This window comes from Niallia sp. WK069_GA_01 (assembly GCF_983173855.1).
In genome coordinates this window covers 1226284-1239445 of record NZ_OZ470138.1, presented here as the reverse complement: position 1 = coordinate 1239445, position 13162 = coordinate 1226284, and the positions used below count along the sequence as shown (strand labels likewise).

Sequence of the window (13162 nt, the reverse complement as noted above, 5' to 3'; positions counted from 1 at the left end):
AAACATAACCTCTTTCTTTTTTGTATTCCGTATCCTGAATACTTGTATGTTATGTCATAAGTATACATAAGCGGTAAACCAATTCAATATTATTGTTATATTTCCTAACACATTTTAGAAAAATATCTTTGATTATTACTATCTATGTTTTAAAATTTTTATCTTTTTAAATAGTTCTTTTCTCCAAGTTTTCTACTGTTTTCATCTATAATACACTCGTTCACTCAACATCATTTCTTTTCATAATAGATTAGCTATCTTTATTAGGAAAAATCAAATGAGACGAATTTAGTTTCTAAATAGTCTTCTATTCCATATCTGCCGCCTTCACGACCAATTCCAGATTCCTTTACTCCACCAAACGGTGCTTGTGCTACCGTTGGCATCGCATCGTTTACTCCAACAATTCCGTAGTCAAGTGCTTCGGAGACACGGAACATTCTAGCTCCATTTTGAGTAAAAATATAGGATGCTAAACCATACACGGTGTCATTTGCTTTTTCAATTACTTCTTCTTCCGTTTCAAATACAAAGATTGGCGCTACTGGTCCAAATGTTTCTTCATAAGCTATTTTCATTTCATTTGTAGCATTTAAAAGAAGTGTTGGATTAAAGAAATATCCCTTACTAAACGATTTTCCCTCTGGTTTAGAACCTCCATAAATAACCTTGGCTCCTTTAGATACAGCATCAGATACATGACTTTCTGTCTTTTCAATCGCACGTTCATTGATTAATGGACCGATGTTGACTCCTTCTTGTAATCCATTTCCGACAATTAATTGCTCCATTTTTGCTTTTAATCGATTAGCAAATTCTACGGAAATGGACTTTTGAACATATATACGATTTGTACAAATACAAGTTTGACCAGCATTTCGAAATTTGCTTGCAATTGCTCCGTCTACTGCTCGATCTAAATCAGCATCTTCAAACACAATAAATGGTGCATGTCCACCTAACTCCATCGATATTTTCTTCATCGTATCCGCCGATTTTCGAACAAGTTCTTTTCCAACTGCTGTAGATCCCGTAAAGGTGATTTTCTTAACAATTGGACTGCTCATCAGCACATCGCCAATTTCTTTCGGTTGTCCATGAACTAAGTTAACAACACCATTAGGAATGCCTGCTTCATGCAGTGCTTTAACTACTTCCATTGCAGATAATGGACTTTCCTCGGATGGTTTTAATACGGCTGTACATCCTGCAGCTAAAGCCGGTGCCAGCTTTCTAGTGATCATGGCTATAGGAAAATTCCAAGGAGTAATGGCTCCAATAACCCCTACTGGTTGACGTACTACCATTAAACGTTTAGATGGAGAAGATGCTGGAATGGTATCACCATATATGCGTTTTCCTTCCTCGGCGTACCAGTCTAAATAATCAATTGCTAAACCAATTTCACCCTTTGCTTCTGAAACAGGTTTCCCCATTTCCTTTGTAATTAATTCAGCTAAACGATCCACTCTTCCTCTTAAAATATCAGCAGCAGCTTTTAAATAAGCATATCTTTCATTTGCAGTTAGCTTAGACCAAGGCAAAAATGCTTTTTGCGCTGCATTAATTGCTAACTGTGCCTCTTTTTTTCCACCTTTCGCAATACAATCTACCACTTCTCCAGTAGCAGGGTTTAAAACATTAAAAGTTTCCTTGCTTTCTGATTCTTGCCATACGCCATCAATATAAAGCATTATTCACTCCCCTTTTCCTTTTATAAATTATGCAAACTAAAGCGTTCGTTTATTATTTATACTATATCGGATTTTAAATTGTATCCTGTATACAGGATACGTTATATATAAATATTACGAATAACTTATAATTTTGTAAAGGATTTTGTGAAAAGTTCTCACATGATTTTTCAGAAAATTCCACGTATTAACCCCTTCATCTTTGAAGCATATTAGAAATATTTAATATATAGAAGAAAATTATTTATTATCTTCTTATTTAATGAAAAAACTCTATCCTTAAACTGAGACGAAATTTCTTCATCTTTACACTTCATAAAAAATTCCTTGCCAATTATATAAAATTGATTTTTCAAGCCTATTCAGTTAATTTTTGAATTGTTAATAAAATTTTTTGTTAATGTGAATTTATAATTATTTCATGTATTATAGCACCTTGCTTAAAAAGGATTTTGTTCTAGCTTCACTAGGATTCCCAAATAACTCATTTGGAATATTCTCTTCTACAATATATCCACCATCCATAAAAATCACTCGATCGCCTACTTCTTTTGCAAAACCCATTTCATGAGTAACTACAACCATCGTCATTCCTTCTTTAGCCAGCTGTTTCATTACCTCAAGTACTTCTCCAACCATTTCCGGATCTAATGCTGATGTTGGCTCATCAAATAACATAATCTTCGGTTCCATTGCCAATGCTCTTGCAATCGCAACCCGTTGCTTTTGTCCACCTGATAAAGAATCAGGGTATACATTTGCCTTATCTTCTAGACCTACCTTGCGTAAAAGCTCTAACCCCTTTTTCTTAGCTGCCTGTTTGTCCACTTTTTTAATCTTGGCAGGAGATAGAACAATATTATCAATCACTGTCATATGAGGAAAAAGATTAAATTGTTGAAAAACCATTCCTACATCTGTGCGGATCTGATTAATATCTGTTTTTTTATCCGTAATATCTACCCCTTCAATGAAGATTCTTCCAGCTGTAATTTCTTCTAAACGATTAATACACCTTAAAAAAGTGGATTTTCCAGAACCAGAAGGACCGAGTACTACGACTACCTCTTTCGGTTGTATTTCTGTATTAATATCTTTTAATACTTGATTTTCTCCAAATGACTTCTTTAAATTTTCCACTTTAATCATACTGTTTCCAACCTTCTTTCAAGTCGATTTAACAAGAAGCTTATAACAAGTGTTAAAATGAGATAAATAAACGCAGCAGTAAGATACGGTTCCCATACACGGAAGTATTGAGCACCCATTGCTCTAGCCCAATACATAAGCTCTGGGGCTGCGACAATCGATATCAAGGAAGAATCTTTTAATAACACAATAAATTCATTTCCAAGTGGAGGAATCATTCGTTTAAAAGCTTGAGGTAAAATCACATATCTCATTGCTTGTATATGGTTCATCCCAAGTGAGCGTGCTGCCTCCATCTGACCTCGATCTATTGATTGAATTCCTGCTCTAAAAATCTCTGCTATATATGCTGCAGAGTTTAACGATAATGCAATAATTCCAGCTGCAATTCCATTCGTTTCACCAGTAAATAATGGGACCAATCCAAAATGTACAATTAATATTTGCACTAGTAGTGGAGTACCACGAAAAAATGTAATATAACAAATAAATGGAAAAGCAAGTATTTTATTCCTCATTATTTTCCCTATCCCCATTAACAGCCCTAAACATGTTCCTATTAATATCCCCGCTAACGATAAACCAATTGTAAGCATAGCTCCCTTTAAAAAAAACTGAGCGTATTCAACAATAATGCTTATTTGAAAGTCCATGTATTTCCTCCCTCTATAAATGTTGATCTATCAACGGTTTGACCCGTTGTTGGGGTATCAAAAAAATATTTTTCGACACAATCCCTAACAATATTTTTAAAATATGTGAAACTATTCCAATACATGGGTACGCTACGCGGTCACTACTGGATAATGGTGGAAAGTAGTGATAGGAAATTATGCGATGCACAATGGATCTCTGCGTAACTTATGATGACGTACCCTCCCATGTCTCTGGGCATCTAAGTGCCTACATTCCTTCGTTCGGTCTAGTCATAAGGCAGAGGCTAGCGAAGCTCCTTTAGGGACTCAAGGTCGAATGGAAAAAATAGTGCCAGCTTCTCCGTGTCATCCTGTTGTCTAGGTCTATTTAAGGGGATGAAGGGTCTTATGCAGCCTCTACGAGACTAGGAATATCCCTCATCATTCGCTGTGCGTCAAACGCTTTGTGCTTAGTGCTAATTCCATGTAATACTTTTAATAGCTTACCGCATAGAACCACGATGGATTGCTTCTTGCGTAATGGATTAACCATACGATTTGTGTAATACTCATGTAGCTTTCGAAAGGCTTCATTGTGACGGATCATCGGCATCATTACTCGGAACAGAAGGGCGCGAAGCTTTCTTCTCCCCCGTTTGGAGATGCGTTTTTGCCCCTTGTGCTGACCAGAGGAATTTTCACGTAACGTTAATCCCGCGAGTTTAATTAGTTGGCGTGGATCTTCGTAGTGTGAAAAGCTTCCGATTTCAGCTAATAGATCGACAATCGTTGTATCTCCGAGTCCCGGAACCGTTGATAGCCATTCGTACTCTACAGACGTTTTTACAAGGTCAACTAGATGTTGAGTAAGGCTTTCGATATCTTGTTCTAACTGATGGTAACGGCGAACGAGCGTGGTAATTTCAATACGGGCCATCTCACGTCCTTCTGTTACTCCGATAGAGTTAGCTGCGACTTCAATAAGACGCAATGCTTTGGGTCTTTGGGGGGATTTGAGCCCCTCAACCTTCCGATAAAGAGATAAAACTTCATCGGGTTGTTTTTGGTGAAGATCATTCGGAAATGGGGTACATTCAAGTACTGCCAAAGCCATTTTTCCGAATGACGGAAACACCTGAGTAAACTCTGGAAAATAGCGATCTAACCAACGAATAATCATGTTTTTGACAGACCCTAGTTCCTCAGTCAATTTACTTCTAAACGTTGACCCAACGCGAAGTTCGGCCTCCATACCTTTTAGGATACGGGGATAACTGAACCGTCCGTCTTTTAAAAGTCGAGCGATCACAAGTGCATCTTTTCTGTCATGCTTGGTTGGCAGATTGTCGTCCAACTCTTTTGAACGCTTAACATGCATAGGGTTAACCATGGCCAAGGGAATGCCCCGGTCCTCAAGGTAGTAGGCCAAATTGAGCCAGTAGTGTCCCGTAGGTTCAATCCCGACAATGACTTCCGTTTTTTCATTTTCTTTCATGGCTACCAGAATACGTTGATAGAAAAGCTCGAACCCGTCTCTAGCTTGAGAAACAGAGAACGATTTTTGGAGCACACGTCCACGGTCATCCACAAAGCAAGCGTAATGGGTCCGCTTGGCAATATCGATTCCGACTACGAGTGTTTTTTCGGTGACTTGATTTATTTTCTGATTTTGTTTAAAATCCATTTTGGAGTCCTCCTTGGTTAACTAAGTTAGGGGTCATTTCGGTCCACGATTTGACACCCCGTATCATACCAAGAGGGCTCTTTTTTGTTCAAGTCCCCGAAAATCCTTCTAACAGGAATGCTCCTTTAAATAATAAGTTCTATTATTTTTACTGTTATATTATTTGTTCTCTTTTTATCATTCTTTTAGCTTTAATTAGGATAATTTTTATGGAAAACAGGAGGAAAGCACGTTTTTCCTCCTGTTTTCCATAAATCTTGGACAAAAAGTGTATACCTTAACTGTTTCCAGTTTTTTATTGCTGTGCTGCTTTTAACTTTTCGACATTTGGCTTTTCTCCAAACCATTTTGTGTAAATTTCTTCATACGTACCATTGTCTAAAACCGTATTGATGGCTTTATCAAATTCTGCCTTTATTTCACTATTTTTAGGAAACATTAGTCCTAAATACTTCATTTCAAAATAATCTTCATCCGGAATAACTGCTACTTTTTTATTTGGGTTTTTCTTTGCATATTCACGCACAGCTAAACCTTCAGCCACTACAGCATCTGCTCCATTATTAAGTAACTCCATGATTGCTAAGTTGTTATTATCAAATTTTTTAATTTTTTTACTGTTTTTACCTAATAATCCTTCTACTGCTAATTGAGCTGTTGTTCCATTTTGCACAGCAATTACTTTATCTTTTAAATCATTCGTGCTCTTAATATCACTTCCCTCGTTTACTAAAATTTCATTTGCTGACATAAAGTAAGGGATAGAGAAATCATAAGTTTGCTTTCTTTCATTTGTTACAGCAATCGCTGCAATAGCAAAATCAGCTCTTTTATCTTTAATTTCTACAAACAATGGATCAAAACCAACATGTACAAGCTCATACTTATAACCTGCTTCTTTAGCGACAGCTTTAAGAAAATCTGCATCAAACCCAACAATTTCTCCTTTATCCATATACTCAAATGGTGCATAGGCAGCATCTGTGACGATTCTTAATGTTTTTTTAGAATCTGTTCCATTCTCTTCACTTTCCCCCTTACTAGTTCCGCAAGCAGATAAAATTAATGTAAAAACAATTACTAGCGTAAAAATAGAATACTTTTTCATATGTAAACCCTCCCGTTTTTTTAAATATTAAAATTATTTGACTTAATAAAAGTTTGCTTCTTACATGAGACTCCTGTGCCAAAAATTTATATCGTCTAAATTAACGAATCTTTATTATTCAGCTTAATTTATATTAACTCCCTTCCTTTTGAATCCTGTATACAGAATACTGTATTCTTAAACAATATAGAAAAATTCAAAAAACGTCTCGAATATTGTCATATTTTCTTACACACTTTTTTTAGATTTTTTTTATCGTTTAATTAATACCTTTATTTTTGTCAGGCGTTAGAAACGTCCTTAACTTCGTTTTTTCTTAACTTATAAATAAAAATGATTCAAAATTAATGCAGATAAATCTCTCTATTCATAATTTCCTGCTAAAATAAATCAATATTTCATTCGATTGATAGACTCTACCATATTTACCTTTAATACCATCCAGAATATTTTACTTACCACAAATTCAGCAAAACACGTAATATATGGCAACTTGCAAATTTAAAGAATATTCAAATTATAATTTCGTGTTCGAAATATGAAAGAAACCTATTGACATATGTTAATAATTCATTAAAAATAAGATTTACACTTTCATATTGTATCTTTAGATTCCGAATTTTGGAAAAAAAATATAAGATAAAAACAAATCCTTAAAAGAATACCATGAACTATCTTGCCACTAAGAACAAAAAAATAGTGAACTTTTATCTTAATAAGTTTTTTCTAATCGTGCTAAAAAAAGATAATTATTTTTTTAGCATTACATTATCAGCTTAATTTTCAGAAAATTCCGAAGAATAAAAATTCATCAAAGTTAATAAATATTCATTCCCTTATTTTTATGAAATATGGAAGGTTATTAATTTTCAAATAAAGTTCTATTAAAAAGATTTTTATATGAAGGAGAAGATATGAATAATTATAAGCAATATGAATTACAGCGTACCATGAAAAGCAGACATCTTTTTATGATTGCGCTAGGCGGAGTCATTGGAACTGGTTTGTTTTTAGGGTCAGGCTTCACTATTAGTCAAGCTGGACCTCTTGGTTCTATTCTTGCATACATAATTGGTGGGTTTTTAATGTATTTAGTCATGTTATGCCTTGGTGAATTAGCAGTTGTTCTGCCTGAACCTGGATCATTTCAAACATATACAACTAGATATATAGGTCCTTCTACAGGATTTATGATTGGCTGGATTTATTGGTTTGGCTGGGCAAACACGGTTGGACTAGAATTTACTTCTGCTGGTATTTTAATGCAAAGGTGGTTTCCTGATATTCCTATTTGGGTTTGGTGTTTTATCTTTGGAAGTATTACCTTATTAGTTAATGTAATATCTGCTAAAAGCTTTGCTGAAACAGAATTCTGGTTTTCAAGCATTAAAATAGTAGCAGTTGTCTTATTTATTATTATCGGCTTAGGTGCTACATTCGGAATCATTCCATTTCAAGGAAACGAAACAGCTCCTTTTTTATCAAATTTCACCACTAATTTAGGTTTATTTCCTAATGGTATGACGACCGTACTTCTCACATTAGTGATGGTGAGTTTTTCCTTTCAAGGCACAGAGCTTGTTGGAATTGCAGCAGGTGAAAGTGAAAACCCAGGTAAAACAATTCCAAATTCCATACGTAATATTATTTGGAGAACATTATTTTTCTTTGTATTAGCAATGTTTATCCTAGCTGCTATTATTCCCTATCAGACAGCAGGTGTTACGGAAAGCCCTTTTGTAGCAGTACTAGATAAAATAGGGATTCCTTATGCAGCAGATATCATGAATTTTGTCATTTTAACTGCTGTGTTATCTGTTGCAAATTCTGGGTTATATGCAGGTGCTAGAATGTTGTGGTCGCTTTCAAAAAATGAAATGGGGCCAACTAGTTTTAAAAATTTATCCAAAAAAGGTGTACCTATAAATGCTTTACTTATTACCTTTGTAGTTGCTTCCTTTTCTCTAATGACAAGTTTCTTTTCAACTGACACAGTATACTTGTGGTTAATCTCCATAGCGGGAGTGGGAACAATCGTATCATGGATGTGCATTTGTGCTTCTCAATTTTTCTTTCGCAGACGTTTTATTTCGGAAGGAGGCAATGTAAAGGATTTAAAATTCAGAGTACCATTTTATCCATTCGTTCCTATACTTGGATTCGTACTGAATGGACTCGTTTTAATTAGTCTATTCTTTATTCCAGATCAAAGAATAGGGTTATATGCAGGAGGAATATATATATTATTTTGCTACATATATTATCACTTTATTATAAAGAAAAAACAAAAAATGAGAGAACAAGACACCATGAAGAAAAATAAAAAAGCACTCTAATACTAGTTCATTAAATAGCGATATCTATTTTATTATTAAATTTTTCAAGAGGGGAACTAATACTAATGATAAAAGCAAAAAAATTTTTCTCAGTTAATTGCATTAATGAATATAATAAACTGAAGGATGTAATTGTGTGTCCACCAAAATTCATGCAAATTAAAGAAGCTATCAATGAGACTCAAAAACAATATTTATTACAAAATATTAACCAAGAACTTGCTATGAAACAACATGATCAATTTGTGCAGACACTTCAGAAAAATGGGATAGCAGTTCATATGCTTACCCCTGATCAAAAATACAATGAACAGGTCTTCACTAGAGATATAGGCTTTAGTATAGGTAATACATTATGTATTGGAAAGATGCAAAGTAGTATACGTGAAGGGGAAGAATCTGTATTAAAAACCTGGTTGGATTCTCAACATATTTCGTATTATGAAATTACATCAGGTTCGATCGAAGGCGGTGATGTTATTGTCGCAGAAAAAAACATCTGGATTGGTTTAAGTGGTCGAACTTCTCAAGAGGCAATAGATGAATTAAAAATAAAATTTCCTGCTTATAATATACTCCCGTTAGTATTAAAAAAAGAAATACTTCATTTAGATTGTGTGTTTAATATAATCGCTCCTCATACAGCAATTATTTATAAACCGGCTTTCTCAGAAGATGCACTCGCATCAATAAGCAAACACTATCATATAATAGAAGTAGATGAGGAAGAGCAATTTTCAATGGGTCCAAATGTACTATCGATTGAACCTGGAAAAATACTAAGCCTTCCGCAAAATGTGCGCATAAATGAGCAGCTACGTCAGGCAGGGTTTCATATTATAGAGATCGATTTTTCTGAGCTCATTAAATCAGGCGGCTCTTTTCGATGCTGCTCCTTGCCAATTGTTCGTATGTAACATTTTTCCATACTCAACTTCCTCCCCTAAATTGAGCTGTTGCATTGCTTCTTCATTTAGGGGCTATTTCTACTTCTAGATTGGCATACTAAATTTTTAAAATGAAGATTTTTGATACTATCAATTAATCTTCTTTGGTTTATATGCATAATAATACATGCTTAACGGCCACCACAACACTGCGAAAATTGGATAAACTGCCCAAATGGTATCGGGGGAAGAGATACTATTGACAAGAATAAAAAAAATAATAATCAATATACTTCCATGCACTGAGAATCTAAAATAGGTTTGTTTTTTTGCATGATAAACCGATAATGGCCACCACATTACCAAAAATGCCGGATAAATAAACCATAGATACGAAGGAGAAAAAATCATATTTAAAATAAAATAATAAAGAATAGCACCTATACTTCCTATCAGAGCAGTAGATAATGATTTTGCTTTTTCTTCTAGATAAATAAGTATTGGCCAGCATAAAATGGGATAGATTGCATATAAAAACCATGGATAATCTGGGGTGTTTATCCTATTTATAATCATTAAAAACACGAATAAAATAACACTATCAAGAAGAGAAAGCATTTTGTACCCATTTGTTTTCATGCACATGTAGCTTACTGACCATAATAGCATGAAAAAAAACGGATAAATAAACCATGGATAATGAGAACCTGTTATAAAATGAACGATTACTAAAAAGATTAATGTCATGATACTCCCTGCTGCAACGAATCCAATGTCCGCTTTTTTCATGATACCTCCTCCCTTTTACTTTGTGCGCTGCCAGCTAAAATACATGCTTAATGGCCACCAAAGTACGCCAAATGTAGGATAAACAAACCAAATAGTATCCGGTGTATAATAAAAGTTAATAAAAACAAATAACGCAATAAGTAAGATTGACCCCCATATGGAATATTCTAAATTTAATTTCATTCTATTATTTTTATTTCTGATTGGCTCTTGTATATTTAGCTCTTGTTTCAAATCTTCAATATCTCCAAAATCAACTATCGCTTTATTAATTGCATCCTCCTCATCTTTTCCTTGTTCCATTAAGTCCCAGACTTTCTCTTCAAGATTTTGCAACACTTCCTGCATAATAGCATCTTTTTGCTCACTATCTGGTATGTTTGCAAACAATTTCTCTACATGCTGTTTTAATTCCTTCACTTTAATCCCTCCATAAATAGGTCAATAATTCCTTTTAGTTCCTGCCATTCTTCAGAAGTTTCTCTTAGAAAAGCCTTTCCAAGCGTTGTAATTTTGTAATATTTTCTTCTCCCCCCCATTGAAACACTGCCAATGTAGGACTCTATTAACTCCTTTTTCTCCAGCCTTTGAAAAACAGCATATAATGTTGCTTCTTTTATTTGAAATCGATTCTTTGTGCGCAGACTGATTTCTTTTGAAATGTCATATCCATATCGATCTTCCTCTAAGAGCAAGCACAATATAATCGAATCCAAGTGCCCTCGAATAATATCACTTCTAATCATCTTGTATTTCACTTCCTTATTCATCAACTGCTCTATCTGATAGAGTAATCATACTGTAAATTACTCTACCTGTCAAAGTAATTTTCAAAACCATTATTACCCACTATGCAAAAAAAGAGACATGTCATTTTGCGTGTAATCCAGTTTTATTATCACCACGTTCTTTTTAACATGATTATGTAAACACTTAGTCAAATAGAGGGGAGGTATCTATCGCCTTTATTTAACAGGTGGAAATTTATACGTAAATTTGACAATTATAGGTATCATTAGTACAATATTTTTGTTAACCAGTTAACAAAAATATTGATATATTTAATTAAGGTGGGATCATTATGATGAAACAAGTTAAATCTAGTTCTGTTTTGGTTTTATACTTGATTTGTATTAGTGCTTTTTTTGCTTCTTTAAACCAAAATATTTATGCACCCATCATTCCTTTATTAAGGGATTCTTTTCATGTTTCTATTAACATAGTAAACTTATCTGTTTCTATGTTTATTTTCATCACAGCTATTATGCAAATCATTCTTGGGGCATTAGTTGATTTTAAAGGTAATCGATTTGTTTTAATTCCTGGAATTATACTCACCGTACTCGCTAGTATAGGATGTGCTATGACAAACAATTTCACAGTATTTTTTATTTGCAGGGCCTTACAAGCAATAGGAACTGCTGCGATACCACTTATTGCAGCAACAACCATCGGCAGTATGTTTGAAGGAGATAAACGTGGTAGTGCAATGGGAACTTATCAAACCTTATTATCTATAGCACCTACAGTTGCCCCTTTAATTGGAGGGTTGGTAGGCGGAAAATATAATTATCAGGGTATCTTTTGGTTCATTACAGGAATATCTGTTGTTTTATTTTTAACAAACTTTGTTTATTTTCCAAAAGATACTCAAAGCGAAAAAAAATCAATGAGCATAGATAAAATTTTCGGACATTACATGGTAGTTTTTAAAAATAAAATAGGAAACTCTATTTTTATACTAAGTTTCTTTATCTTTTTTATTTATTTCGCAATTATTGTCTACCTTCCTGTTTTATTAACCGACTACTATCAGCTAAATTTACAATTAGTAGGTTTTTTGTATTTACCTATCGCATTAAGTTTGGTAATTGGAAGCTTCACTTTTAAAAAGATGCAATCGAAAATTCCACTAATTAAGTTATCTATATTTGTAAATATTCTATTAGTATTTAGTCTTATATTGTTTGCAATAACTAGTCATTGGCATTTAATTGCTTTATCTTTATCTTTAATTTTGTATGGATTATCTACAGGATTCATTACACCATTATATGGAACAATCATAACAAACGAATTTAAAAATAATAGAGCTAGTGCAATGGGGATGTTTAATTTTATTAGATACGTAGGAATGTCAGTTGGTCCCATTGTATCAGGGTTTCTCCTGAATAAATTTCCTTCTATAATAGTATTTGGGATGTTTGGAGTAGTCTTTGCATTACTAGCTCTTATTATATGGACTGGGGGCAATCTAAAAAAAGTACAAACCTTGATAAAAAAATAGTACAAAATAAATATATACTCTAATAAGAGGAGAATTAAAATGGATAATCAGCTATATGATGAAGTATTGGATTCTTTACAAACATTTGTAGTAAAAAAAGAAAGAAAACAACAGCTACGTCAAAAAATTAGTGATACTTTTGAACAAAAAGGAATACTAAATAGACAATGGACAATTACGCAATTACACATTGCTTCTCTTCTAAAAGAGAATGGAGAAAGTAATAATCGCTTTTTAGCAGATAAACTAAATTTAACAAAAGCAGCTGTTACTAAAGCCACAAAAGAATTACTTGATGAAAACGTTATTGCCGCAGTTCAAAAGGCTGAAAACAAAAAAGAAATTTATTACACTTTATCTAAAGAGGGAGAGATGTTAGCGTTAGTACATGATGAACTACACGAAAAATTAAGAATGCGTTATATAGAAATTTTCAAACAATTTGATGAACATGAATTGAAGGCTATACGTAGATTCTTTAAAGAAGTAACAGAAATTATTTAAGTGCTCAAAAAATATAGCAAGTTTGAGAACTGTATTGGTTAGAACTCATACTTGCTATATACTTTAATTTCATACGCTAAGGGTCTCGG

12 protein-coding genes are annotated in these 13162 nt (G+C 33.7%); 4 read left to right on the top strand and 8 right to left on the bottom strand.

The window, feature by feature from the left end; translation table 11 throughout:
• Positions 1–263: 263 nt before the first annotated feature.
• From AC5LWL_RS05930 to AC5LWL_RS05910, 5 genes are all read right to left on the bottom strand, one after another.
• A complete protein-coding gene (locus AC5LWL_RS05930) occupies positions 264–1694 on the bottom strand; it encodes an NAD-dependent succinate-semialdehyde dehydrogenase (RefSeq protein WP_493433459.1) in 1431 nt (476 codons plus the stop codon).
• Between the two features lie 426 nt (positions 1695–2120).
• Positions 2121–2843 carry an amino acid ABC transporter ATP-binding protein gene (locus AC5LWL_RS05925; protein ID WP_493433458.1) on the bottom strand — a complete coding sequence of 241 codons (723 nt, stop codon included), beginning with the start codon at positions 2841–2843 and terminating at the stop codon, positions 2121–2123.
• The gene (locus AC5LWL_RS05920) at positions 2840–3496 is read right to left on the bottom strand and encodes an amino acid ABC transporter permease (RefSeq protein ID WP_493433457.1); all 657 of its coding nucleotides are present in this window, start codon (positions 3494–3496) and stop codon (positions 2840–2842) included. The genes AC5LWL_RS05925 and AC5LWL_RS05920 overlap by 4 nt, the downstream gene beginning before the upstream one ends.
• A gap of 388 nt (positions 3497–3884) precedes the next feature.
• Positions 3885–5162, bottom strand: a complete 1278-nt coding sequence (locus tag AC5LWL_RS05915; RefSeq protein WP_493432641.1) for an IS110 family RNA-guided transposase — start codon at positions 5160–5162, stop codon at positions 3885–3887.
• A gap of 295 nt (positions 5163–5457) precedes the next feature.
• On the bottom strand, positions 5458–6270 hold the full coding sequence (locus tag AC5LWL_RS05910; protein ID WP_493433456.1) for a basic amino acid ABC transporter substrate-binding protein: 813 nt from the start codon (positions 6268–6270) through the stop codon (positions 5458–5460).
• A 914-nt stretch (positions 6271–7184) separates the two neighbouring features.
• On the opposite strand from AC5LWL_RS05910, the gene AC5LWL_RS05905 reads away from it, so the two are divergent.
• Entirely contained in the window at positions 7185–8606 is a 1422-nt protein-coding gene (locus AC5LWL_RS05905) for an amino acid permease (RefSeq protein WP_493433455.1), read from the top strand.
• 65 nt (positions 8607–8671) lie between these two features.
• A complete protein-coding gene (locus AC5LWL_RS05900; RefSeq protein ID WP_493433454.1) occupies positions 8672–9523 on the top strand; it encodes a dimethylarginine dimethylaminohydrolase family protein in 852 nt (283 codons plus the stop codon).
• A 120-nt stretch (positions 9524–9643) separates the two neighbouring features.
• On the opposite strand, the gene AC5LWL_RS05895 is transcribed toward AC5LWL_RS05900, so the two are convergent.
• From AC5LWL_RS05895 to AC5LWL_RS05885, 3 genes are read right to left on the bottom strand one after another with little or no spacing between them, the layout of a single operon-like run.
• The gene (locus AC5LWL_RS05895) at positions 9644–10282 is read right to left on the bottom strand and encodes a hypothetical protein (RefSeq protein ID WP_493433453.1); all 639 of its coding nucleotides are present in this window, start codon (positions 10280–10282) and stop codon (positions 9644–9646) included.
• 15 nt (positions 10283–10297) lie between these two features.
• On the bottom strand, positions 10298–10702 hold the full coding sequence (locus AC5LWL_RS05890) for a permease prefix domain 1-containing protein (RefSeq protein ID WP_493433452.1): 405 nt from the start codon (positions 10700–10702) through the stop codon (positions 10298–10300).
• Positions 10699–11028, bottom strand: a complete 330-nt coding sequence (locus AC5LWL_RS05885; RefSeq protein ID WP_493433451.1) for a PadR family transcriptional regulator — start codon at positions 11026–11028, stop codon at positions 10699–10701. The genes AC5LWL_RS05890 and AC5LWL_RS05885 overlap by 4 nt, the downstream gene beginning before the upstream one ends.
• 338 nt (positions 11029–11366) lie before the next feature.
• Between AC5LWL_RS05885 and AC5LWL_RS05880 the strand changes: the two genes are divergently transcribed.
• Both AC5LWL_RS05880 and AC5LWL_RS05875 read left to right on the top strand, forming a co-directional pair.
• Complete coding sequence (locus AC5LWL_RS05880; RefSeq protein ID WP_493436549.1) at positions 11367–12569, top strand: MFS transporter; 1203 nt, start codon at positions 11367–11369, stop codon at positions 12567–12569.
• Between the two features lie 39 nt (positions 12570–12608).
• Positions 12609–13073, top strand: a complete 465-nt coding sequence (locus AC5LWL_RS05875; RefSeq protein ID WP_493433450.1) for a MarR family transcriptional regulator — start codon at positions 12609–12611, stop codon at positions 13071–13073.
• Positions 13074–13162 lie beyond the last annotated feature (89 nt).